Origin of the sequence: Helicobacter rodentium ATCC 700285 (genome assembly GCF_000687535.1) — a bacterium.
Taxonomy (GTDB): domain Bacteria; phylum Campylobacterota; class Campylobacteria; order Campylobacterales; family Helicobacteraceae; genus Helicobacter_D; species Helicobacter_D rodentium.
Genome location: NZ_JHWC01000001.1, coordinates 103,382 through 126,434, shown reverse-complemented (window position 1 = coordinate 126,434; position 23,053 = coordinate 103,382). Strand labels below are relative to the sequence as shown.

Genomic DNA, 23,053 nt, shown 5'->3' with positions numbered 1-23,053 from the left:
GGGAGAAAAATGGAGAATCTAATGATTAATTTAATTTTTACTGCGTTTATGTTTGCGCTTGCCTTTTGGGATTATCAAAGTTATGGCAAACAAAAACATCGTGATTTTAAATCTATTATTATGAGTACAGGGGTTTTGGGGACATTTGTTGGGATTTTTGTTGGTTTGCAGGATTTTGATGTAAGCAATGTAGAAAACTCTGTCCCTTCTCTCCTTGCAGGATTAAAGACAGCGTTTTATACTTCTATTTTGGGGATGGCATTAGCGATTTTGCTTTCTATTCTGCAAAAAAGCAAAGCGGTAAAAACGGATTTTGAAAATATGCTAGATTATTTCTCTTTACAAGCAGGGAAGTTGGATAAATTAGATAGATTACAAGAAATTGTGGCGCAAAACCAAACTCAAATAGAATTTCAAAAAGCCTATTCGCAACAACAGGCAAACAATTTTAAAGTTTTAGAGGATTATTTTGCAAAAACAAATCTTGCATTAAAAGAGGCAATGCACCATCTTGCACAAGGAGCGTCTAAGGAGTTAATTTCTGCGCTTGAGGGGGTTATTAGGGATTTTAATCAGAGAATTACAGACCAGTTTGGGGATAATTTTAAAGAGTTAAATAATGCAGTGGCGCAGATGATTTTATGGCAAAGTAATTATAAGGATTCTATCGTGGGGCTAGATTCAAGCCTTAAAAACACATTAAAACTTTTTGAATCCACAAAAGAATCCCTAGAAGCAGTCGCTATGCGCAATGCAGAAGTTTTAGAGGTTTATACTGCCTTAGCCCATAGCATTGAGGCTTCAAGAATAGAGAATGAAAAACTTTCACACCTCTTGCAGGGATTTGAAAAAATGCACGAAAATGCAAACAAGGCTCTTGGAAGTGTGGAAAGTTTAAGCCAGAATCTACAACATACACACACACAAGCACTAGAATACACTAAAGAATCTTTAGGGGAAGTGCAAGATTTCTTGACAAAAAGCGTAAAAACACACCAAGAAAATACACAAGAAATATTAGAAAATAGTTTCAAGGCAATAGAAGAGGACACACAAAAACAATTTGAGCAATTAAATGCTTTGCAGACATCCTTTAGTGAGTTCAATCGTGCTTATTTGGAGCAAAATAAGGAAAATTTGGAATGCGCATTGGAATCCCTTAAAACAAAAACCCAAGATTTTATGGATTCCTTGATAGAGAGTGATTCTACATTAAAACATAAAAATTTGGAGATGATAACCCAAATACAAAGCAGCATTAAAGAACGATTAGATGAGGTGAAAGAAAGCTTTGAAGAGAATTTGGATACATTAGAGAATGCACAAAAAGAGTCTTTGTTGTTGGTGGAGGAGCAAAGTAAGCGAAGCGATGAAGTCCTCTTGCGACATTCACAAGAAATGGAAAGCGCACTAGAAAAAGCAAGTCGCAATTTACAAGAATTGGGTGAACAAACACAAAAGAATCTAGTGAAAAATTCCGATACATTAGAGCAACACATTGCAAATGCCGTATTGAATTTTGATAAACTTCTAGGAAATACTACAAAAACTTTAGAGGAAAACTTCAAAGATTCTAAAGAGACTTTAACTATTCTTAGCAAAGAGATAGAGAGTTCTATGCTTACTACCACCAAATCTTTGGATTCTTTGCTTAATGATACTGCAAATACTCTAAGTCAAAGCACACAAAACATTGAAGAATCTCTAATACATACCAATCAAACATTAATGGATTCCTTTAAGGAAAGCACAAAAAATATACAAGAGGGATTCCAAAGTTTCAATGAGAGTTTAAGGGATAATTTGGCAAAAACTACCGACGAAATTGGAACGAGCGTAACAAGTTTGCTAAAGCAAAACCAAACACATAGCCAAAACTTGCAGGATTTAATGACAAAAAATGTCAATGAGTTTAATCAAAGCCTAGTTCTAATGCACAAAGAAAGCCAAAACCATAATGTAGAGATTCAAAATCAAATACGTAGTAGCTTTGGCGAATCTTATAAGAATGCTTTGGAATCTTTGAGTGCGTTTTTGAAAAATACAACCAATGCTTATCAGACGCATTTAACGACATTATCGCAAAATACTCAAAAAACAAGCTTGGAAACACACCAAAAATTAGAACAAGACTTACAAATATGTTTAAGAAATATTGCGCAGGGCTTTGAAAGTAATGCTCAAAAAGTCTTGGCAAACTCTGAAAATTTAGCGAATAATTTATTGCAAGCAAGTAATGCACAATTACAATCTCACACAAAAGAGGTAATGACAAGTTTTAATGCTTTGGACAAAAATATCAAAACAACTTTATCTGAAATGGCAAAGAGTTATCTTGCTACTCTTGAAATTCTCACAAAACAAAGCATAGAGACTCCTAAAAATGCAAGTGTAGAGCTTCTTAATGAGTTTAATAAATTGCAAAAAAATCTAAGCGATGCGCTGACAAAAACTCATTTATCGCTAGAGAATAACCGCAAAGAGATTGATACAATTTTAAAAATCATACAAACCAATATTGCAACTTCTCTCAATCAAACTTCTAATCTCAATGAAAATCTTTGTAAATCTCTTGGCGATTTAGATGGGGCACTTTCAAATATTACTCTAGGATTCCGTCAAGACTATGAATGGTTTTTGCGTAGAATCCGTGAATTAATGGGGGCTAGGGGTTAATGGCAAATTCTTATAAAGGCAATGAATGGATTAGTATTTCTGATATGATGGCAGGAGTAATGATGATTTTTTTGCTTATCGCTGTTTCTTATATGGTTGTTATTAGTAAAACAGAAAAAAAACTTGCGATACAAAATGCGGAGCTTTTGGAATTAAACCGACAGATGAGTGATATAGCAAAGACACATAAAGATTTACAAACAGATCTTTATCAAGATTTAATTTCTGAATTTTCTACAAATTTGGAACGTTGGAATGCTGAAATTGATACAGACAATACGGTGCGCTTTAAAGAACCAGATATTTTGTTTGACCAGGGGCAAAAGCAAGTCAAGACAAGATTTCAAGAGATTTTAGATGATTTTTTTCCTCGTTATATTAAGATTCTAAGTCAAGAGAAATATAAGCAGGATATTGAGGAGATTCGTATTGAGGGACACACTTCAACAGAATGGCAAAATGCCAATACACTAGAATCGCGTTATTTGGGTAATGCGGAACTTTCACAAGCAAGAGCATTGGAGGTTTTAAAGTATTGTTTTAGTAATAAGCGAATTGACGCCCAAAAACAATGGCTTATTAGTGTTTTGCGCGCCAATGGATTATCTTTTGCTAAGCCTTTGGAGACGCCTGAACTTTCGCGTAGAGTGGAGTTTAAAGCATTAACGAAAAGCAATCAAAAGATTCTTAAAATTTTAAATATCAATCAAGAATCGCAAAATACAGAACCGCAAGAAATACTTGAGAACAAAGAGTAGGCTGTTTTTATTCATAGTTTTGCCTCGCAATGACGAAGTGATTTGCTTTGTGTCATTGTGAAGCTCTTTAGGCGTGAAATTCTTATTTCTATAAAATTTGCTTTGCCTATGGAATCCTATTTCCAAACCGCATCAAACTTCTTTTGTAAATAAAGAGGTTGGTAAGATTGTTTTGCCTTTCTTAATCCCTCAATCCCCAAATCTTCCTCGCGATTTACAAGAGAATAGGCACTCCAAGTGTGTGCTAAAAATTCACGATTAATAGCCTGATAAGCCCCTTGATATTCAATGTCGGCTTTTTCAATATGGATTACTGCAGTGTCCTTATTAAGTGGTTCTCCGAAGCTAAAGGCGATGATTTTCCCCTCTACGCGCAAGATTCCGCCTTTAAAATCAAGATTATGAAATTCCTTTAGGGATTCTATAATACCCACATATTCGTTGCGCAAACCATCACTTGCGTCATCGCTAATTTTGCCAAACCAATTTTGATAAGTTAAAATAAGCTCCTCAAGATTGTTAGAATCTAGCTCCTCATAGCTAAAGGCGTAACGTTCCATAAAACGATTTAAATGTGTCTTTTTTTTATGATATTTTTTGCCCTTTAGCTCAATGAGTTCAGGGGTAGAATAGATATAATCGCTCCTATCTTCACGATAGATGAAGTCAAATTTATCAGGAATAAGGGATTCCAACTCCGCTTTATCCGCTTCGCTTAAGGAATGGATAGAAAAAGTCAAACCTTTTGCTTTGCAGATTTCTTGTAATTGCAGAATCGTTTGTTTTTTGCTTTCTAAATTATTTTGTTTATGGATTGGATAAAATATAAAAGGGTTTTCGTTGGGATATTGGGTTTTAACGATTAAGCAATCATTTAGAATCGCCCAACTAATATGACGCGCATAATGCCAAAGATAGAGATTTGTAAAGGTAAGGTCTGAAACAAGAATATCGTGTGAAGCAAAGAAGCTAGTAAGTAACTCCTTATCTTCAATATCAATCGGTTTCCATTGCATTTATATTCCTTTTAATTGAAAAAGGTATTATAGCAATTAAAAAGAAATATTAAGCCTTTGCGCACTATTTTCTTGTTGAGGAAAGAAATTTTTGGTTTGTTTAAGTTTGCGCATTTCAACGCCTAATCTTTCCCTTTGTGCTTTTGCGTATTCTGTAATTTGCTCCATAATTGCTAGGGCTTCAAACATTTCATCACGCGTTTTTAGAATCGGTGTATTATCTAAAAGCTCGTTTAATTTGTTGTCGTTTTTATTTAAGTATGCCACTTTAAGTTCATTAAGCCAATTCATGATTTACCTCTTTCCACGCTTCAAGTAATCCCTTGACTACTTTAATCACGATGTCAATTTTTTCTTTGTTGTTTTCCATATTTGCTTGAGTAAGGAGCTTTATTTGGTGTGTATAAAGCCCTGTTAGATAATGGGCAACTTGCCCACCCTTTTCATAATCAAGCGAATTTAAAAGCTCCACAAAAATATCTGTGGTGCGATTGATATAATAAATCTTTTTCTCAATATCTTGAGAGTCAATACAACGTTTTGCCATAGAAGCAAAACGCAAAATCCCTTCATAAAGCATTTCTACAAGCTTTGCTGGGGATTCCACCGCAACAGAGTTTTGCTGATAAGAATTGTAGGCTAAACTACTTTTCATCTTTTTAATCCTTTATTAGTTTGAATACATTGATTGAATCATATTCTGAACCGTTTGTGCTTGTTGCTGTGTTTTGGCAATGAGTTGGTCATACGCTGACCATTTCTCTGCCATCATATCATAGCGCGTATCAATGCTTTCTTGCGTCTTGGTTTTATCCTCATTGAGGGTTTTTTGCTCATCTACAAGAGAAGTTTCTAAAAGCTTTAATGTAGAGTTGCTCCCTGTGATGAGTTTATCCATTGTAGTGCGGAGCTTTGTAAAGACTCCATCTACTTCTGTTTCCTCACCTCTAATTGTGCTAGTTGCGCTTCTAAAGAAAGACACCGCAGCGTCTGGATCTTCTTTAAATGCAGAGTTAAATTTCTCTTTATCCATTTTCAATGTGCCATCATCATTGAAGTAGATTCCATATTTTACGAGGTTATTGCCATTGACATCGTTAGAGGAGATAATGCTATTAAATTGTCTCACAATCTGCCTAATGTCGCTGTTGCCATTAAAAACACCCGCAACTTTAGTGTCCTCATCGTATTTCATCAACTCCGTGATTTTGTTATACATTGCATTGTAGTTTTCTACAAACTTTTCCATTTCCTCTGCGATTCCACTATCATCACGCGTGATTCGGACAATGACATCTTTGTTTGCCTCTGTTACAGCAGTAAGTTCCAAAGAGAGTCCTGAAACCACATCATCAAAGCTGTTTTTATCGCGTTCTACTTCAATGCCATTGTAAGTGAATTTTGCATTTTGCGCGTTTTGGATATTGGTAAGATCCATTTTCTCTAAAAAGCTTTTGCTTGATGTATAGCTTCCCTCTGTTAGCCCAATAGAATCCAAAGTTTTCTTTTTATCTGCGTCTGTTGCGCCCTCTGCACCGATTCTTATTGCGCTACCATCTACACTTTTGAGAGCCAATTTTCCATCCTTAACTTCTGCAGAGACTTTGCCTTGCAAATTCGCATTGTTATTAATCAAATCGGCAATTTTTTGAGCATTCGCAGCACCTGTGCCTTGATTGATTGCGCTTAAGTCAATTTTTTCACCATTGATTGTAAGGCTACCACTTAATTGCCCCGCAACAACATTTTTCCCTTGAATTGTATTTCCACTTCCTGCAGAAGTTTTCACAAAACCTAAGTCGGTATCGACTTCGCCCACTCCATCAGCAGGTTTCATTTTCGCATCTGTAACGGTTACATTAATGTCGTTGCCTTTAGCATCATTTAAAAGCAAACCTTTGCCTGTGCTATTTAAACCAATAGTAATCTCACCACTTGCGATCTTGTCTTTTAAGTCAGAAAGGCTAGGATCGGTGTTGATTTTGTTGTTAATTACCTCTAAAACAGCCTTAGCGTTGTCTTCGGCATTGTTTCCTATCTTGCTTCCAACTTGGGATAAATCCACTTCCACTGCTTGACCGCCAATTTCAATCTTTAGCGTTCCGCTTGTGAGTTGTCCGCCCGGCATTGCGGCACTCTCTAATGTGCTACCAAAATAGATTTTGTTTTGCGCACCAGAATCTTTGCTTTGAATCATCAGTTGATAGGGGTTGTCTCCACCTGTTTTCATAATGATACCCATCACCGCACCATTGGTTTTATCGGTAATGGCTTGTCCGACTTCTGCTACACTCATACCTGCTTTAATGTCAATGCTGTAATTTGTGCCATTGTGATAGAAGTTTAAAGCTGTATTTTCTGTGCTAAAAACGCTATCTCTTGAGGCAAATTTCAAACCCACTTGATTAACATCGTTTTGTGCAAGTTGTTTGACATTGATTTTAATATCTTGAATTGCCAAACCCTCTCCAGCAGTTGCCTTGACACCACTACCTTCCACAGAGGAAGAACGTTTTTGAAAGGTGCTATAATCTGATAAATTTTTGAAATTTGTATTCAGAGAAGTCATCATTGTTAAGAGTGATGTAAGCTCTGTTTGTTTCTCCATATTGGCTTCAATTTTTTTTGTAATGGGATTGATTTGATTTTTTATATCATTGTCTTTCATCTGCTCGATAACATCCCAACTTAGGTTACTTGAAATCCCTAATACAGATTGTGATCCTAAAGCCATAATAATCTCCTTCTAAAGTTTATGCTTGTTTGTTGAATATAATCCCAACCACTTCTTTCATTTTTGCCATTAATTCCATTGCTTCATCGCTTGGAATCTTGCGAATTATGCGGTTGGTATCACGTTCGCTCACGGTTACATATAATCCTTCAATATCTTCACTAAAGCCAAATGTTACATTTGTGTTTAGAGGATTTAGCTCTTTATTTAGTTGCTGCGCAAGTTCATTGAGCTTTTGCTTTTGCTCCTCAACCTTTTGCTCCTCGTTTGATTTATCAATTTCTGTTTGCATTTGCTGCGTTTGAGTGATTGACTCTTTTTGCACTTTTGAAACACTTGCGCTATTTTGCCTATAATAAGTGCTTCCTTGCATATTAGCAATATTCATTCCATTTTCAGTAATAACCATAGCAACCTCCTTATTATCTATGGCAAATTCAATCATTGTTAGAATTAAATTGCGTAGTTTAAACCTAAGCAATATGCAATTTAACTTATGCCTATGCAATTTAACTTATGAAAGTATATCGGATATTATTAAAAAAAATAAAGAGTAAATGGGAAAATTTTACAAGAAATTATCATAAGTTCCAAAAATATTCTGCGTTTTTCTTGGTTAAGACCGCACAAAATGACCGCTTTTGCCACCGCTTTTTTCTAGGAGGCAAATTTCGCTTAAAACCATTGTTTTATCTATTGCTTTGACCATATCATAAATGGTTAAGAGACCGATATTTACCCCCATTAGAGCTTCCATTTCTACACCTGTTTGTCCATAGGTTTTTGCCCGCACTTCTAAAACAAAAGCATTTTCATTTTCTCTTTCTTTTATATCGCACTTCACACTTGTTAAAAACAAAGGGTGGCACATTGGTATCAATTCACTTGTGCGCTTTGCTCCCATAATTGCGGCGATAATTGCAGTTTGCAATACTGCCCCCTTTTTTACTCTTTGCTCCTTGATTGCATTAAAAGCTTCCTTGTTCATTGTGATTTTCCCTTGAGCGATTGCTTCTCTATGTGTGGAATCTTTTGCCGATACATCTACCATTTTGGGGTTTTGTCGCTCATCTAAGTGTGTAAGTTCCATATGAATCCTTTAGAGTAATTTGTAAATTGTAATTTTGTCATTTTTTAATACTTTTTGGAATAAATTTTTGTCTAATTGTTCAAAAAATAAACCTTTAAAATAAAAAGTTTCCAAATAAGATTCTGCACACAATAAGGTTTTTCCATTTGGCAAAAATATCGCCATAAGTGTGCTAGTATCATCAAAGCTTTGTGTTGTGTGATTCTGTAAATCTATACTCTTTTGAATTGTCGTATTAAAGTCTTGCGACAAAACTTCCCCTGTGTTTTTATTTAGTTTGATTCCATTTTTAAACTCCACCATCTCATTTTTTTCACTGATAGAGAGGGCAAAAAAATCAAGTTTTGGGATTTTACCATTTGTTAAATCTATTTGGCTAAAACGCATAATGCTAGGAAAAATCTCAAGCATTCTCCAAGGCAAAATAAAATAAAGCGCGTTTTGGGATTCTGCAAATGTTTGCTTTGTTTTAAGTATTTCTAGTGTTTCTGTAATTCCAAGATTTTGCAGATAAGATTCCAAAGATTCCCCGCTTAAAAGCATTTTAGCTATATTATAGCTTGTTGTTTCCTCTTTGGTGCTAAGTGCTAAACTGATAGGAAAATTTTGCGCTCCAGAGTGTTTTCCTCCGTCAATAAAAGTTTTTAAACCGCTAAAGTAAGAGACGAAATAACCATAATCCCACCAAGCAAGTGCAAAATCACCCTTTTGTGCATTTAGAGAATGGAGAATCTCTGCTTCGCTTTTTTCTAAAATAGGAGCGACAACATAATGTCTAATATGCGATAAATGCGGTAGAATCGCAAAACAAGAGAGGCTAAGAAGCAAAAGAGACTTCAAGATTCTAAACTTAAAAAACTTTAAAATTTCTTGCGTTTGAAAGAGTAAAAAAGAAAGTCCAAGCACAAAAAGGGGAATCGCATAGAAACTAAAACGCAATCCTTGCAAAAAGGCAAAACAACCTAGTGCTAAAAAAGGCAAGAAAAGGAGGTATTTTTTGTATCTCAAAACTAGCCAAATATAGCCCAAAGCCCCCAAAATTAGCCAAAGAATCCCTCCGCTAACGCGATAGGCAAACTCGCTAAAATTAATGCTTGAAACTTCCGCAATCGTGCTTAAAACATCTAAATAATGCAAATTTGCGTTAGGATTTTCTGAAGTATTTTTTGAGAAAAAACCACCCAAATAATCACTCTTTAGCATACTTGGCAGTATTCTCCAAAACAAAAATCCCAACGCGCACAGAATAAAAAGTTTTAAATTTACTTTGTGGTAAAAATTGAGTGAAAAGCCCAAAGCGATTCCCAAAAGCACCCAAAGAAAAGTGAGGTTTGGAGCAAGAATCTCTAAAAGTAGCGTTAAAATCAAACCCGCTATAATGGCTTGAATAAGGAATCTTTCATCGGATTTTTTGTAAAGGGATTCCAGAAGAAAGAGTAGCAAAATAAAAATATATCCCAATAGAATATAACGCAAATTAGAATAATATCCAAGCGCAAAAACACTGAGTGCAAAGAGAATTGCACAATCTAAAGTGCGTTGTGTTGCTAAAGTGCGCAAAATCATCACTCCAACACCAACGCCCAAAACAATCACAAGCATATCTGTATCATAATAACCCAAAAGAGTGCGGTTGTAATAACCTACACTGATTGCACTAAGCAAGCCGCTAAGAGCGCAAGGAATCGCGCCAAAATGACGCGTTAAAGCCATTATAGGAAAGACGATAAGGCTTCCAAAAACGGCGGGTAGAAAGAAAAAGATTTGTTCCAAACTTAAAGGTGAGCAAAGTGCTAAAAGTGCAGTCAGCTTAGATAGAATCTCATTGGCAGATTTAGAAAGGGCAGGGGAGTTTGGAATCTCAAAAGTATCTTTTGTGTGTTGCCATAAGTTCCAAGTTGAGTTGTGTATGTATTCTTGATAAAGATCTAAGAGTTCTTTTGCGCCTTGTGCATAAAAATAACCATCGTGCGTGTTGAGTAAAGGAGCTCCATTGTAAAAATATTGTGGATAAGCGTTAAGGGCAAAGAGATAATAAAATCTAATACCCACACCAACCAAAAACACAAAAAAACTCAAAGGGATAAAGAATCTTAAGCGCAAAATAGGAATCCTAAAATAATAAAAGCTAGATTATAGCAAAATTTGCAGAGGTATTTAAGTGCGGGATTCCTTTTGCAAACTCTTTGCTACAGCAAGAAATTGAAAGAATCCGCCTTTATGCCAAGTTTTACAGGCTTCAATAAGTGCCTTTCCAAGCCGATAAGAAAAGGTTTGTTTTTCTTTGATTGCATTAGCATAATCCTCATAGGATTTTAAAGGAGGTAGCTTCAAATGAGGCTTTTCTTGGATAATTTGTGCGTAGAATCTCGCTTCTTTTTTATGTCTTAATGCGATTCTAGCAAGAATGAAAGGTAACTTCAAGCAACCCCAAAAACTTTTGTAATTCTCAATGATTGCATAGCCAAGTTTGTAGGAGAGAGTGTAGCGAATCCTATCGCAACTATAAGTGGTTTTTGCGACAAATCCCTTAAGGTTTGGGCTACCCCCTGCTTCTAGCCAAAGCCTATAATAGTCATTCCACTCTTTCCAAATCCGATTGCAAAGCGCATTGTTCCAAAAGCGATTCTTTGAACCATAAGCGTGGATTAAAATTGGGTTATAATTCTTGCGCCATAGCACATTGCCTACATAACGATTACCTAAATCTTTTGTTTTTAACTTTTTTTCAAATACAAGCAGAGAAAATGCACCTTGATCGTTAATATTTAAAGGATTCTGTGCACTGAATTGATAAATAAAATCGTAACATTCTAATGGATTTTCCAATGTGTCGTTAAAGACAATAATGGGCGTTTGGAATACGCTAACATCTTTAAATATTCCTTGATAAGCTAAACAAGAGTTTGCTAGACTTGTTTTTCCTCTCCTAGCGGCTAACACATAACCTTGCGTTCTTAAATCTCTCAAATGCCCAATCTCTTGAAGCAAGAGAATATCAAAATCCAAATATACCACACATTCGCAACTCTCCAAAAATTTAAATCCCTCAAAACACGCATACACCATATGCGTCCAGCGTCCCAAAAATTTGTTATTTTCTATGTTGATAGGTGTTTGACGAAATGAATTAAGTTTGTTGATGAAATCCTCTTTACTGAAAGATTTAAATTTTACTTCACTGCTTCCTGCAATTTTACGCAAAGCGTCTTTGTCGCTAGTTGTAAAGCCATCGTGAATAAGATAGAAAATATCCACTTCTGCTCCCATTTTTTGTTTAATGTTTGCTATCATTGTTCCAATCACAAAGGCAGAATCGCAAGTAGCGCACAATAAGACTCCAAAGGAGTATTTTTTCATTCTTATTCCATATTAGGGGTTTTGGTTTTTTAAGAAGTTATTTTATAATAATTTTTGTTAAATTCATAGTATTTAACATTGTGTCATCGCGAGAGATTCTTTAGAATCTCGTGGCATTCCATATTGTGGAATCTTGCTTGTAAAGATTCCATTGTAAAGTTTTACTTTGTGCTTGATTATGGATTGCTTCGGCTTCGCCTCGCAATGACAGCGGAGATAATACGGACAATAAAAAGCATACTACTCTGCGTCATTGCGAGAAAATTTGAAAAATTTTCGTGGCAATCTATAATGTGGCATACTTAGGCTTTGTAATGGAATCTTTAAAAGTCTTAAGCTTAAAGTGATAGGCGAGATTCTGTGTTATGGATTACTTCGGCTTCGCCTCGCAATGACAAAATGGTAGAATCTTTGGTTTGCAAGATTATAGATTGCTTTGTTATTCGCTTTGTTTGCTCCTCGCAATGACGAGGTAGGTTGCTTTGCGTCATTGCGAGAAAATTTGAAAAATTTTCGTGGCAATCCATAATACTAAATCACCTAAAAGATTCCATTGTAGAAATTATTTTTGCAAGAGTTTTTAGAAGCACCATTGCAACCACAACCCTTATTTTTCTTGGGGTAGAGTTTGTAGCCAAAGTATAGAATCGCACAAACTAAAATAAGCCCTAAAATAAAGCTTTCCATTTTCTATCTCCTAGTAATTCCACGAGATTTAAGCCTCGCAGAATCTTAAAATCTAAAGGTTAGAACACATAGACAATTTCTACCTTGAATTGATTCCTATCCTCTTTGTTTGTCTCTGGAGCTGTATAATCCCCACTTCTTTCAGTTTTTAAGAAAGCATAATAGGTTAAAATCTCCCAATTCTCGTTATACTGCCAAGTGATATTAGGAGTAATTTCATAAAAATCAATGTCTGTTGTTGTGTTTGTTAGGAGGTTTTTAACCTTATTTTTACCATTGACATAGTCAATCCCAACTTTAAAATAATCAAACAAATCATAGGATAAAGTGGCATAAAACACATCTAAATCTTTTTTGGTATTGTAAGGAATCGCACCTCCAAGTGCCGAGAAATTAACCTCTGTGGCTTCCCAATTATCAAACCACACTGCACCTACCATTTGTAATGCTCCCTCATTATCCAAAGAGACAGCAAAGTTATCTTTAGTATTTGTGATATACCCAAGATTTAAGGCGAGTGGAATCTGTGCATTCTCTAAATTTACGCCCACTTCAAGGCTTAAAAAGTCGCTTTTGGTTTGCATTCTCTCACGAGGTGTAGCGGGATTGCCATTAAGCGCATTGATGAGGTTTGCCACTCCTGAACTATCGGTTTGTGTGTAGGCGTATTGCCCATTAATGTGGAAGTAAGTTTGATAAAATCCAAGTTGCCCAAAAAACGCAGAATCTATAATGTCTTGAATATTAAAAAACCAAAGTTGCGATTCCACACTTCCAAGCGCAAAATCCCAATTCCCCAACGCTGCAAGGGTATAAAGCGGCTTTGTAACGCTTGTTTCGGGTTGTGGCATATCTTTAATATCATCTAATGCCCAAGAATCAAACGCGCCGGCGACAAGACTAATATTTGGTAAATCACTATTGATAACCAAAACCCCTGTGCCTCTATCCTCTCCGCTATCGTTAAAGGGCGTATCCAAGCGCATTTTTCCAAGCGTGATATTCGTGCTTGTGGAATCGGGAGTAATGAGGGCATTAAAGGTGCTAACGCCAAAGCTATTATCTTTTCCCGAGCCAAGCCCATAACCCAAACCTTCGGTGCCGGGAATTAAATCTCCATTCTCATCATAAAGTCCTTTGCCGTGATTGGTGTTTTGAGAATTTTCATAATAGATTCCAAAATTTAGGGCGACATTATTTTGCACAGGGGTTTTAAACTCCGCTTCTGCATGCCAAGTATGCTCTACATCACCGCTTTTTTCGCCCTTACTATTGAATTGAGGATTTTTGAAGCGGTTGTCCTCGTATTCATAACGCAAAAATCCACTAACCTCCACGCCCCTAATTGCCTCCTCCAAACTCTGCGCATTTGCACTCACTGCTAGAGCAAAAGCTCCTGCTAGACTTAAACTTGGTTTTATAAAGTTCATAAAAACTCCTTTGTTGTTAAATTTTAATTCAAGGTGATTAAAAGTGAGATAGAATCTTATTATTAATACACTTAAACAAAAATAAGATTAATTTTTATTTATAAATTTAAAAGATTCCATTGTAGGGTTTATTTTTTGCAAGATTTTACATTGCGTTTTTAATTTTCTGTCATTGCGAACGGAGCGTTAGCGGAGTGTGGCAATCTATAATTTAGGATAAAATAGATTCCGCAAGAATCTTTGTTGCGGTTTTAAAACTTTAGTTTGTCCTTGCAAACAAAAGCATTACAAGAATTAGCAAATTAGCAACAACCAATCCGCTAAAAAAGGCAAAAACATCAAAGGATTGTTGTTTAATAAGAAGCAAGATTCCAACTACAAGGAATCCATACGCAAAAAGGCGCAAGGGTAAGAAAAACATTTTCACCCCTGTTTTTGTATTGATCGCGCTAAAGTTATGCCAAAATTTGCGTTTCTTTAGTGGAATCCCTTGTGGTTGTGGAATCTCTGTGGTTTTTTGCTCTAATGTAGAGTTAGAATCTTTAGCGAAAAATTCCTCCTCTTCTTCCTCCAATCTTTCTTGTTTGCTTTTATATGCCTCTGCTAGGGCTTCTAACTCCTCTTTGGAAGCGTTTTGAATTAGGCTATCAATCTTGCGCTTTTGGAGATAAAACACAATAAACACAATGAGTAAAAAAGAAACAAGCGCAAAAGTGAAATTGAGCGCAAAGATTCCGCCAAAACCCGCCCATAGACAGAGACAAACGAGTATGATAAAGGCAAAGAGCAAGGATAATCTTTTCATTCTTGTCTAATCATCGTCCTCATCAAAATCTTTTGCCCTCTGCGCATTGTAGGCGTATTTTGGGTCTTTTGCGAGGGCATCTAGCTCCCTTTTTTGCCGCTTGTAGGCTTTATAAACATTTAAAATCGCCGCACACACCCCCCATACAACGCCTAGCCAAAAGAGCCACCGCGCACCAAAAAGCGATTCTAACCCATAGCCAATCCCCACTCCAATCAGCACTGCAACCACCATTGAAATGCCAAGTGTCGCGTTAGAATACGCCAACATTGCATCTTTGTATTTTGGTTCCTCTTTGGGTTTAGAATCGCTTTGGGATTCCGCATTTTGCGTTGTTTCATCGCAGGAAGTCGCTTCGGTTTTTGGATTATCGCTTGTTTCTTGCGGGATTCCATTTTTAGCGTTATTTTCTGCAAGGTTGTGGCTTACTTCGTCTCCCTCTGCGCTTACGCCTTGTAATGACGAAGCGGATTCCTTGTTATTTTCCATAAGTTTTTATCTCCCGCAGCACTTCTCTAGCCCTCTCCAACACATTATCTATTAAGTTTTCGTCCATTGCAGCGCAAATAAAGCCTGTCTCAAACTGCGAAGCAGCGAAATACACGCCCTTATTTAGCATTCCTTGATGGAATCGCGCAAACATTTCTGTATCACTTTGGAGTGCGTCTTGAAAATTCCTCACTTGCGTGGCGTTAAAGAAAAATCCAAACATACTTCCGCGCACACAAGTTTGTAGTGGGATTCCAAACTCTGCGCAAATTTTTTCTAGTCCTCCCATAAGCTTCAAGCCTAAGCTCTCTAGTCTCTCATAGATTTTAGAATCCTCTTTTAATTTGCGCAATGAAACAAGCCCCGCACTCATTGCAACGGGATTCCCGCTTAGAGTTCCGGCTTGATAAACTGCACCTTTGGGTGAAAGCAAGTCCATAATTTCCGCTCTCCCACCAAATGCGCCCACTGGCATTCCGCCCCCAATGACTTTACCAAAAGTTACCAAATCGCCCCGCACAGAGTAAAACCTCTGTGAACCGCATAAACTCGCCCGAAAACCGCTCATCACTTCATCTAATATTAAAAGAATTCCGTGTTTATCACAAAGCTTTCTTAATCCCTCTAAAAATTCCGTCTCGCTTGGCACAAGCCCCATATTTCCAGCAATGGGTTCAATGATAATACACGCCACACCGCTGCCTTGCTTCTCACTTAGCGCAATGCAGGATTCCACACTGCTTAAGTCATTGTATTGTGCAACCAATGTATGTTTGGTAAAATCTTGTGGAACACCCGGTGAGCTAGGATTGCCAAAGGTTGCCATTCCACTTCCTGCAGAGACTAGCAAAGAATCGCTATGCCCGTGATAACAACCCTCAAATTTGATAATATCCTCTCTTTGCGTAAAGGCACGCGCAAGACGAATCGCACTCATTGTCGCCTCTGTCCCGCTTGAAACAAAGCGGATTTTCTCCACTCCCTCCACAATGGAGATGACCTCCTTAGCAAGTGCAGTCTCTAGTGTCGTAGGTGCGCCAAAGCTCAAGCCCTTTTTAACAGCCTCTATAACGGCTTCCTCTATTTCCTTGTCGCAATGCCCAAAAATCAAAGGACCCCAGCTTTGCACAAAGTCAATGTAGCGATTCCCGTCCTCATCAATGAGATACGCACCGCGCCCATTGGCAATAAAAGGCGGAGTGCCACCCACGCTTTTAAAGGCGCGCACAGGAGAATTTACCCCACCGGGAATCACTTGCTTTGCTTCGTTGAAGTCATTGACACTATTGAGATGATTTAAAGATTCCATTTTTTTTCCTTATAATAACGAGTGTTTTTAGGATTCATCAAAAATAATGCGAAGCTTTGCCATATAAATTATCAAGCAAATAATACCACATAGCAACCACTTCTAAAACCTAAAATAAAATCTTAAAATTTTAGCTAAAAATACAAGAAAAAATGTTGAAATTCTAAGGTATGCGTCATTCATTTTTAAAATCCCAAAAAATCCTAAAAAATAGAGTTTTTTACATAGTAATGAATTGTATAATTTTAACATTGCAGGAAAATTTGAAAAATTTTCTTGGCGCATACTGCGGAGCAATTTTGGGTGGGTGCTATGCCCACACTTGCAAATCCATATTGTGGAATGAACTTAAAGCTAACCACTCTGTCATTGCGAGAGATTTGCTAGAATCTCATGGCAATCTATCAACAATGCACTTCTTAAAAGATTCCATTAACTTTTAAAATTTATTTTGTTATAATGCACCGATTTTTACTGAAGGAGTGTAAAATGAAAAAGTATCTCAAAAAAATCTCTGACCCTAAAATTGTAGGTGCTTTTAGTAAAAGTGGCTTGGGGCTTGCCGCAATTTTACTTATTACAGGCTGTGGAGATTCTAATAAGCAAGATACAAATAGTGGAATCGCGGAGGCAACCAAAAAGGGTGCGACCGTTACGATTGAGCAACAACCCGATGGAAGCTATAAGATTTTAGATGAAGTGCCAAGTGCGCAAACGCGCGTCATTTTACGCGAAAATGGGGAGGAGAGAATCCTAAGTCAAGAGGAAATTGACAAAATTATCGCAGAGGAAAATAAAAAAATAGAAGCAGGGACTTCCCAACTTACAAACCCAACCGGTGCGGGTTTATCGCTTGGAGAAACAATTTTAGCAAGTGCTGCGGGTGCGATTCTTGGAAGCTGGATTGGAAGCAAACTCTTTAACAACCAAAACTATCAGGCACAGCAACGCACAAGTTACAAAACTCCACAAGCCTATGAACGTTCCCAAAACTCCTTTAAACAAAATGCAGCAGGTGCAAGAACGGGCGCAGCAGCAGGGCGCAGCGGCTTTTATTCGCCAAACAATACAGGCTCTACACAGAATCGCCCTAGCACTTCAGGCACTACTTCAAGTTATGGCGGTTAAAAATGCAGATTTTAAAGGCACAACCTCTTGAGAATGCAGATTTAGAGAATTTAGGGCTTAATTGGCACACAGATATTGACAATACGCCCTATGTAAGTGATGAGATTATTGAGATTAGCGAAGAGGAGGCGCAAGGATTCTATGACGCTGCAAACGAGCTTTATGATATGTATGCAGAAGCGGGGCAGTATGTCATAGACAATGATTTGTTTTTTGAGCTTGGGATTCCTTTTAATCTCGTAGAAGCGATTGTGCAAAGCTGGGAAGAAGAAGTGCATTGGCATTTATATGGACGCTTTGATTTAGCCGGTGGATTGGACGGCAATCCTATCAAATTGCTAGAGTTTAATGCAGACACACCTACAATGGTGTATGAAAGCGCAATTATCCAATGGGCACTCTTGAAAAAAAATGGGTTTAGCGAATCCTTGCAGTTTAATAATCTCTATGAAGCACTAGGGGATAACTTTAAGCGAATGATTACATTAGGAGAGGATATTTCTAACTTTAACGCAATTTATGAAGGTTGGAAGATTCTATTCTCTAGCATTCAAGGTAGCGAGGAGGAGGAGCGCACCGTGAAATTGCTAGAAGTCATTGCAAGAGAAGCGGGATTTGAGACAAATTTCTGTTACGCGCACGAGGCAATCCTGAATGAAACGGAGGGCTTGAGCTTTGGAGGAATCAACTATGAGTTTTGGTTTAAGCTGATTCCGTGGGAGAGTATTGCCATAGATGAGCCGGAGTTAGCACAACTCATCACTGCAATGATTGCAAACAAAAACACAATCTTTTTGAATCCTGCTTATACTTTAATGTTCCAAAGCAAACGAATGCTAAAGATTCTTTGGGATTTATTCCCTAATCACCCTTTATTGCTTGAAACCTCCTATGAGCCACTTCATCAAAAACAGGTAAAAAAACACGCCTTTGGGAGAGAGGGAGAGAATATCAGCATTTTAGACGCGCAAGGTAATGTCCTCCATAGCAATGGTGGGGAGTATGCGAATTATCCTGAAATTTATCAAGCTTTTGCGGCGCAAAACCATCACAATGGAATCCTTTATCAACCCAATGTTTTTTATGCTTATGAGGCTTGTGCATTGGGATTCCGCAAGGGAGGGGAGATTTTGGATAATCTCTCTAAATTTGTGGCGCACAAGATTCGGTAAGGCAAACTTTACTATTGTGGGTAAGCAAGTTTTCCGCTTGTCCTTGCACCCACCCTCCGTCCTTGCGAGACAACGCCAAAGCAATCTATAATCTAAATATAAAGCAAATGTTACAATTACGCATCTAAAAAATAATGAAATTTTTATAAACAAAATTTTAGCAGTGAGATTCCATTGTAAAGACTTCTTTAAAATTTGGATTATAGATTACCACGAGATTCTAGCAAATCTCTCACAATGACAGAAGGTTGAAATGTAATGCAGAATCTTGTAATAGTTAGTTTTTGAAGTAAATTCTATATATAGATTTGCGCTCAAGTGATTGTGAAGCCAGATGTAACGCATACCATAGTTTCTTATGAGGTATCATAAGACGATGTGGCTGGTTGTAAAGAACCTTTAAGAGAAAGAAAATCTCATTTTTTCATAAAAATTAAATCTCCAAATGTAAGGCATCAAAAAGGGTTTGTGCAAGGGGTTTTGGAAGCACTTGATTTAATTCCTCTAAAGTTGCGTTGTGGATTGCTTCAAAGCTCCCAAAGTAGGATAAAAGCTTGTTTTGTGTTGCTTTCCCAATGCCCTGAATCTCCAAAATTTTGGATTGTCGCATAGTCTTTTGTTTTTGTCTCTGATGAAAAGTAATGGCGAATCTATGGGCTTCATCGCGCAATTTTTGAATGAACTGCAAACGCTTATCGCTAGGAAGCAAGTTGTATTCTTGTGAATACTCATCACGCAAAATATCCTTTGCAGCACCTTTGGAACGATAGGCTCTGTGCTCTACTTTTTCCTTTGCGATTCCAATAACTTCCAAATTTACTCCCACACTATTAAGTAAAGTTTTTGCCAAATTGATTTGCCCCGCTCCTCCATCTAGCACCCACAAATCTGGTGGGGATTCTTTAGAAAAATCCGCGATTCTACGCTCCAGCATTTCGCGCATTTGGGAATATTCATCTAAGCCTTTGAGTAAATAATGGCGATAGGATTCCTTGATAAATCCTCCATTTTCATAGACAATCATTGCGCCTACGCATTGTTTTCCTCTATGATGTGAAGTATCAAAAATCTCCAAGCGATAGGGAATGCTTTGCAGATTGAAAAGCTTTTGGATTTCAAAAGATATTTGTTCTTCTTCATTCTTTTGCAAACGCAAAATTTCTTTTCCATTTTGCAATGCAAGTTCGCACAATCTCTTTTTCTCTCCGCTTTTAGGATTGTGCAATGGAATCTTTTTTTGAAATTTTTGTTGCAAAAAATTCTCTAATTCTTTTGCGCTCTCACCCAAATCAAAAGGAATCAAAATTTGTTTGGGTTTTAGGGGCAAATCCTTACTATAATAATTTAGCACAGCTTGTTTGTAGATTTCATTTTCATCAAATCCCATTTCGCTTTTGATGATTTGTGTAGCACTTGAAATAATTTTACCCTTACGCATAAAGAGTTTTACTAAAACGGCTTGTTTGGCTTCGCAAAGCAGCGCAAAAACATCTAAATCCTCTAAACGCGCAAAATCTACAGAAGAAATAGTGCTTAGCTGTTTGATTTTTGTAATTTTGTCCCGCAAGATTCCAGCTTCTTCAAAACGCAAATTTTGAGATAAAAAAAACATTTTTTCTTCTAATTTTGGGATAATTTTTTTCGGATTCTCAATGCACTCTAGTGCATTATGCAAAATGGAATGATAAGATTCAACGCTTACTTTTCCCTCACAAGGAGCTAGGCAACGTTGAATCTGATAAAATAAGCAAGACTTTTTATTGCGTATGCAAGATTCCTTTTGCACAAGCGGAAAAATCTCATAAAGGGATTCCAATAAATCTCTTGCTCCGCTTGAATAAGGACCAAAATAGCGCAAACCTTGCGTTTTGTTAAGAATCTTTCTTGTAAGGAGTATGCGTGGAAAATCCTCTTGCATATTAACGCACAAATAAGGATAGGTTTTGTCATCTCGCAAAAGAATATTGTATTTTGGTTTGAGCTGTTTAATTAGTGAATTTTCTAAAATCAATGCGTCATTTTCGTTTTCTACAATCAAATAACGTATCGTTGCGATTTGTTGAACCATTCGTGTAATGCGCATACTTAGATTGGGGGCAGGGGAGAGAGTGGGGGTGAAGCGAAAATAGCTTTTAACGCGATTTTTGAGGTTTTTTGCCTTGCCTACATAAAGCAGACGTCCCTCCATATCAAAATAGTGATAAACTCCACTTTTATTTGGAATTTTTTTTAAAATCTCTAAAAGTTCATTGGAAAGTGGTTTTAAAGAAGTTTTTTGAGATTCCATAAAAATCCTTGATTATTCTTGATTATCCAAAATGATTTGGCGAATATTCTCAAAGATTTTATGGATTTTATCGTTTTTTGCATAGTTAGTAAAATTTCCACAAGAAAGCTCACCATAGCTTGGATTGGGTTCTTTTTCTTGCAAGGTTTTTATTTCTTTTTGATAGGCATTATAGGTTACAAAGTATTGTATATCTTGCACATTTAAAAGGTTGCATTTTTCCTTTTGATAGGTTTTTAAGAGTTGTTTTACTAAGGCAATTTTATGATAAAATTCCTGTTTGAAAGCTGGGTGTTTAAGAGCTAGAAATAAAATATTATTTTTAATATAGCCAAAAGCAATTCCTCTTTTGATACTAAGGGGAAGTAAGCGGATAAAATAGTGGATTTGGCTTACTTCATAATATTTTTGATAAAAAGGAGCATTCAAGAGATGAGACAAAACTTCCGATACATTTTTCATTTTTTTATTATAGCACAGATTTTTTTTCTAAGCTTCTTAAATGTGGGTTGTGGATTCAAAGATGACCCTTTTAATCCTAAAAAAAATGTGAGCAAAATAGAGAGTTATGCTAAGTTGAAAAGCGTAGAATCTTAAAGAGAGGATAAAGATGTATCATTTTGATGTAATTATTGTGGGGGCTGGTGTTGCAGGGTTGTATGCTGCATTGAATTTACCTAAAAGTTTAAAGGTGCTAATACTTTGCAAGGAGCAACCTTGGGAATGCAACACTTTTTATGCACAGGGTGGAATCGCAGTGGCAAAAGATGTTGATGATATTCCTTTGCATATCAAAGATACATTAAATGCGGGTGCTGGAATGTGTGATGAACAAGCTGTAAAAACCCTAAGTGCAGAAAGTTTAGAGGTTTTAGAGGATTTGATTTCTCGTCAAACCCCTTTTGATAGAGACGAACAGGGCAATTTGCTATTTACAAAAGAGGCTGCTCATAGCACTTCACGCATCATTCACGCAGGGGGGGATTGCACAGGGAGAGTCTTGCATTCACACTTGATTGCGCAAGTTTCTCATACATTATGGAAAAACGCCACCGTTACAGAGTTGCTTATTGATGGAAATCATTGCTATGGAGTAAGTGTCTTAACTAAGCGAGGGAATTATAATCTTTATGCTCAACACATCATTCTTGCTAGTGGGGGAGTGGGGGCACTTTTTGAATACCATACGAATGCTTATACAATCTCTAGTGAGTTGCACGGAATGATTTTGGAAAATGGTTTGAAATTAAAAGATATGGAAATGCTACAATTTCACCCCACTGTGTTTGTAAAGACGCCTTATGCTCGTAAAATGCTCCTAAGCGAAGCTTTAAGGGGTGAGGGTGCAAGGATTGTAGATTTTTGGGGAAATCGCTTTTTATTTGATTATGATGTGGCGGGTGAGTTAGCCCCACGCGATAAAGTAGCGCGAAGCATTTTTGATTACAAGATGAAACTGCAAGAAAAGAATCCCAATATTCCTCAAGAGCAAAAGGAGGTTTATTTGGATTTAAGTCCTTTTTCCAAAGAGTTTTTCTATGAACGTTTTCCAAATATTGCACGAAATTTAAATATGCTTGGATATGAATTGCCAAAAGATAGAATCCCAATCTCTCCTGCATTTCATTATTGTATGGGAGGGATACAAACTGATGATGTAGGAAGGGTTGTAGGTATGCAAAACCTCTATGCAATGGGAGAATGTGCTTGTACAGGAGTGCATGGAGCAAACCGCTTAGCTTCTAATTCTTTGCTTGAGGGTTTGGTTTTTTCAAGACGCAGTGCAAAAGAAATTTTAGGCAGTTATGGAATCGGAAATAAAGAATGGATAAAAAGAGAGTTTCCCTTGCATACGCAAACATTGCAAAAAGAACAAGATGAAAATTTAAAGGCAATTTTGCGGCATTTAATGTGGAATAAAGTGGGTATTATTCGTAGAAGATCTGGCTTGAATGAGGCATTAGGAGGCGTAGAAGTAATGCTTCAAAGTGGTGTGGGGAGACTCTTGCGTTTGCGCTTATTGACGGCTAAAAATATCATAGAATCGGCATTGAAACGGGATTTTTCGGTCGGAGCACATTATATTGAATAATCTTGATTACAAGAAAAAAT

At 37.0% G+C, this 23,053-nt stretch carries 23 protein-coding genes; 7 read left to right on the top strand and 16 right to left on the bottom strand.

Annotated features, from left to right (window positions below; all coding sequences use genetic code 11):
* Window positions 1-21 precede the first annotated feature (21 nt).
* Complete coding sequence (locus BS85_RS0100600) at window positions 22-2,676, top strand: synaptonemal complex protein 1 (RefSeq protein ID WP_245596248.1); 2,655 nt, start codon at window positions 22-24, stop codon at window positions 2,674-2,676.
* Window positions 2,676-3,434, top strand: coding sequence for an OmpA family protein (locus BS85_RS0100595; RefSeq protein WP_026943081.1), 759 nt, complete (start codon window positions 2,676-2,678; stop codon window positions 3,432-3,434). The genes BS85_RS0100600 and BS85_RS0100595 overlap by 1 nt, the downstream gene beginning before the upstream one ends.
* Before the next feature lie 116 nt (window positions 3,435-3,550).
* Here the strand turns inward: BS85_RS0100595 and BS85_RS0100590 are convergent, their stop codons facing one another.
* From BS85_RS0100590 to BS85_RS0100555, 8 genes are all read right to left on the bottom strand, one after another.
* The gene (locus tag BS85_RS0100590; protein ID WP_026943080.1) at window positions 3,551-4,450 is read right to left on the bottom strand and encodes a DUF2156 domain-containing protein; all 900 of its coding nucleotides are present in this window, start codon (window positions 4,448-4,450) and stop codon (window positions 3,551-3,553) included.
* A 36-nt stretch (window positions 4,451-4,486) separates the two neighbouring features.
* Window positions 4,487-4,741 (bottom strand): hypothetical protein, encoded by a 255-nt coding sequence (locus tag BS85_RS0100585; RefSeq protein ID WP_026943079.1) that lies wholly within the window; start codon window positions 4,739-4,741, stop codon window positions 4,487-4,489.
* On the bottom strand, window positions 4,728-5,105 hold the full coding sequence (gene fliS / locus BS85_RS0100580; protein ID WP_026943078.1) for a flagellar export chaperone FliS: 378 nt from the start codon (window positions 5,103-5,105) through the stop codon (window positions 4,728-4,730). The genes BS85_RS0100585 and fliS overlap by 14 nt, the downstream gene beginning before the upstream one ends.
* 15 nt (window positions 5,106-5,120) lie before the next feature.
* The gene (fliD, locus tag BS85_RS0100575; RefSeq protein ID WP_026943077.1) at window positions 5,121-7,184 is read right to left on the bottom strand and encodes a flagellar filament capping protein FliD; all 2,064 of its coding nucleotides are present in this window, start codon (window positions 7,182-7,184) and stop codon (window positions 5,121-5,123) included.
* 19 nt (window positions 7,185-7,203) lie between these two features.
* The gene (locus BS85_RS0100570) at window positions 7,204-7,593 is read right to left on the bottom strand and encodes a FlaG family protein (RefSeq protein ID WP_026943076.1); all 390 of its coding nucleotides are present in this window, start codon (window positions 7,591-7,593) and stop codon (window positions 7,204-7,206) included.
* Window positions 7,594-7,800: 207 nt separating this feature from the next.
* Window positions 7,801-8,274 carry a cyclic pyranopterin monophosphate synthase MoaC gene (gene moaC / locus BS85_RS0100565; RefSeq protein ID WP_026943075.1) on the bottom strand — a complete coding sequence of 158 codons (474 nt, stop codon included), beginning with the start codon at window positions 8,272-8,274 and terminating at the stop codon, window positions 7,801-7,803.
* 9 nt (window positions 8,275-8,283) lie between these two features.
* Window positions 8,284-10,377, bottom strand: coding sequence for an STT3 domain-containing protein (locus tag BS85_RS09975; protein WP_051604612.1), 2,094 nt, complete (start codon window positions 10,375-10,377; stop codon window positions 8,284-8,286).
* Window positions 10,378-10,431: 54 nt separating this feature from the next.
* Window positions 10,432-11,634, bottom strand: coding sequence for a glycosyltransferase (locus tag BS85_RS0100555; RefSeq protein WP_026943074.1), 1,203 nt, complete (start codon window positions 11,632-11,634; stop codon window positions 10,432-10,434).
* Window positions 11,635-11,712: 78 nt separating this feature from the next.
* On the opposite strand from BS85_RS0100555, the gene BS85_RS11170 reads away from it, so the two are divergent.
* A complete protein-coding gene (locus BS85_RS11170) occupies window positions 11,713-11,940 on the top strand; it encodes a hypothetical protein (RefSeq protein ID WP_156937993.1) in 228 nt (75 codons plus the stop codon).
* A 32-nt stretch (window positions 11,941-11,972) separates the two neighbouring features.
* Here the strand turns inward: BS85_RS11170 and BS85_RS11165 are convergent, their stop codons facing one another.
* The 6 genes from BS85_RS11165 to hemL all read right to left on the bottom strand — a co-directional run bounded on the left by BS85_RS11165 (window position 11,973) and on the right by hemL (window position 16,354).
* A complete protein-coding gene (locus tag BS85_RS11165; RefSeq protein ID WP_156937992.1) occupies window positions 11,973-12,161 on the bottom strand; it encodes a hypothetical protein in 189 nt (62 codons plus the stop codon).
* A 13-nt stretch (window positions 12,162-12,174) separates the two neighbouring features.
* Window positions 12,175-12,321, bottom strand: a complete 147-nt coding sequence (locus BS85_RS11160; RefSeq protein ID WP_156937991.1) for a FeoB-associated Cys-rich membrane protein — start codon at window positions 12,319-12,321, stop codon at window positions 12,175-12,177.
* A gap of 59 nt (window positions 12,322-12,380) precedes the next feature.
* The gene (locus BS85_RS0100545) at window positions 12,381-13,751 is read right to left on the bottom strand and encodes a major outer membrane protein (protein ID WP_026943073.1); all 1,371 of its coding nucleotides are present in this window, start codon (window positions 13,749-13,751) and stop codon (window positions 12,381-12,383) included.
* 259 nt (window positions 13,752-14,010) lie between these two features.
* Complete coding sequence (locus tag BS85_RS0100540; protein ID WP_026943072.1) at window positions 14,011-14,556, bottom strand: hypothetical protein; 546 nt, start codon at window positions 14,554-14,556, stop codon at window positions 14,011-14,013.
* A gap of 6 nt (window positions 14,557-14,562) precedes the next feature.
* Window positions 14,563-14,826: an AtpZ/AtpI family protein gene (locus tag BS85_RS09970; RefSeq protein ID WP_034550911.1), complete on the bottom strand. Its 264-nt coding sequence runs from the start codon at window positions 14,824-14,826 to the stop codon at window positions 14,563-14,565.
* 208 nt (window positions 14,827-15,034) lie between these two features.
* Window positions 15,035-16,354 (bottom strand): glutamate-1-semialdehyde 2,1-aminomutase, encoded by a 1,320-nt coding sequence (hemL, locus tag BS85_RS0100530; RefSeq protein ID WP_026943071.1) that lies wholly within the window; start codon window positions 16,352-16,354, stop codon window positions 15,035-15,037.
* 489 nt (window positions 16,355-16,843) lie between these two features.
* Between hemL and BS85_RS0100520 the strand changes: the two genes are divergently transcribed.
* A complete protein-coding gene (locus tag BS85_RS0100520; protein WP_026943069.1) occupies window positions 16,844-17,482 on the top strand; it encodes a UPF0323 family lipoprotein in 639 nt (212 codons plus the stop codon).
* Between the two features lie 2 nt (window positions 17,483-17,484).
* Window positions 17,485-18,654, top strand: coding sequence for a glutathionylspermidine synthase family protein (locus BS85_RS0100515; protein WP_026943068.1), 1,170 nt, complete (start codon window positions 17,485-17,487; stop codon window positions 18,652-18,654).
* Window positions 18,655-19,087: 433 nt separating this feature from the next.
* Here BS85_RS0100515 and uvrC read toward each other — a convergent pair whose 3' ends face one another.
* Together uvrC and BS85_RS0100505 are read right to left on the bottom strand one after the other, a co-directional pair.
* Window positions 19,088-20,941: an excinuclease ABC subunit UvrC gene (gene uvrC / locus BS85_RS0100510; protein WP_034550867.1), complete on the bottom strand. Its 1,854-nt coding sequence runs from the start codon at window positions 20,939-20,941 to the stop codon at window positions 19,088-19,090.
* Between the two features lie 12 nt (window positions 20,942-20,953).
* Window positions 20,954-21,382: a hypothetical protein gene (locus BS85_RS0100505; RefSeq protein ID WP_084310103.1), complete on the bottom strand. Its 429-nt coding sequence runs from the start codon at window positions 21,380-21,382 to the stop codon at window positions 20,954-20,956.
* Here BS85_RS0100505 and BS85_RS11695 point away from each other — a divergent pair.
* Window positions 21,374-21,538: a hypothetical protein gene (locus BS85_RS11695; protein ID WP_169734688.1), complete on the top strand. Its 165-nt coding sequence runs from the start codon at window positions 21,374-21,376 to the stop codon at window positions 21,536-21,538. The two genes, BS85_RS0100505 and BS85_RS11695, sit on opposite strands and share 9 nt — an antisense overlap.
* Before the next feature lie 13 nt (window positions 21,539-21,551).
* Window positions 21,552-23,033 (top strand): L-aspartate oxidase, encoded by a 1,482-nt coding sequence (locus tag BS85_RS0100495; RefSeq protein WP_026943065.1) that lies wholly within the window; start codon window positions 21,552-21,554, stop codon window positions 23,031-23,033.
* Window positions 23,034-23,053: the final 20 nt, after the last annotated feature.

What these genes read in the sequence shown, in the direction of transcription:
- BS85_RS0100600 (WP_245596248.1), top strand. Translation starts at nt 22, where the DNA reads ATGATTAATTTAATTTTTACTGCGTTTATGTTTGCGCTTGCCTTTTGG.
- BS85_RS0100545 (WP_026943073.1), bottom strand. Translation starts at nt 13,751, where the DNA reads ATGAACTTTATAAAACCAAGTTTAAGTCTAGCAGGAGCTTTTGCTCTA.
- BS85_RS0100495 (WP_026943065.1), top strand. Translation starts at nt 21,552, where the DNA reads ATGTATCATTTTGATGTAATTATTGTGGGGGCTGGTGTTGCAGGGTTG.
- BS85_RS0100585 (WP_026943079.1), bottom strand. Translation starts at nt 4,741, where the DNA reads ATGAATTGGCTTAATGAACTTAAAGTGGCATACTTAAATAAAAACGAC.
- uvrC (WP_034550867.1), bottom strand. Translation starts at nt 20,941, where the DNA reads ATGGAATCTCAAAAAACTTCTTTAAAACCACTTTCCAATGAACTTTTA.
- BS85_RS0100555 (WP_026943074.1), bottom strand. Translation starts at nt 11,634, where the DNA reads ATGAAAAAATACTCCTTTGGAGTCTTATTGTGCGCTACTTGCGATTCT.
- BS85_RS0100595 (WP_026943081.1), top strand. Translation starts at nt 2,676, where the DNA reads ATGGCAAATTCTTATAAAGGCAATGAATGGATTAGTATTTCTGATATG.
- BS85_RS11165 (WP_156937992.1), bottom strand. Translation starts at nt 12,161, where the DNA reads ATGGATTGCCACGAAAATTTTTCAAATTTTCTCGCAATGACGCAAAGC.
- fliS (WP_026943078.1), bottom strand. Translation starts at nt 5,105, where the DNA reads ATGAAAAGTAGTTTAGCCTACAATTCTTATCAGCAAAACTCTGTTGCG.
- BS85_RS0100520 (WP_026943069.1), top strand. Translation starts at nt 16,844, where the DNA reads ATGAAAAAGTATCTCAAAAAAATCTCTGACCCTAAAATTGTAGGTGCT.
- fliD (WP_026943077.1), bottom strand. Translation starts at nt 7,184, where the DNA reads ATGGCTTTAGGATCACAATCTGTATTAGGGATTTCAAGTAACCTAAGT.
- BS85_RS11695 (WP_169734688.1), top strand. Translation starts at nt 21,374, where the DNA reads ATGAGACAAAACTTCCGATACATTTTTCATTTTTTTATTATAGCACAG.
- hemL (WP_026943071.1), bottom strand. Translation starts at nt 16,354, where the DNA reads ATGGAATCTTTAAATCATCTCAATAGTGTCAATGACTTCAACGAAGCA.
- BS85_RS0100515 (WP_026943068.1), top strand. Translation starts at nt 17,485, where the DNA reads ATGCAGATTTTAAAGGCACAACCTCTTGAGAATGCAGATTTAGAGAAT.
- BS85_RS0100570 (WP_026943076.1), bottom strand. Translation starts at nt 7,593, where the DNA reads ATGGTTATTACTGAAAATGGAATGAATATTGCTAATATGCAAGGAAGC.
- BS85_RS0100540 (WP_026943072.1), bottom strand. Translation starts at nt 14,556, where the DNA reads ATGAAAAGATTATCCTTGCTCTTTGCCTTTATCATACTCGTTTGTCTC.
- moaC (WP_026943075.1), bottom strand. Translation starts at nt 8,274, where the DNA reads ATGGAACTTACACACTTAGATGAGCGACAAAACCCCAAAATGGTAGAT.
- BS85_RS09970 (WP_034550911.1), bottom strand. Translation starts at nt 14,826, where the DNA reads ATGTTGGCGTATTCTAACGCGACACTTGGCATTTCAATGGTGGTTGCA.
- BS85_RS0100590 (WP_026943080.1), bottom strand. Translation starts at nt 4,450, where the DNA reads ATGCAATGGAAACCGATTGATATTGAAGATAAGGAGTTACTTACTAGC.
- BS85_RS11160 (WP_156937991.1), bottom strand. Translation starts at nt 12,321, where the DNA reads ATGGAAAGCTTTATTTTAGGGCTTATTTTAGTTTGTGCGATTCTATAC.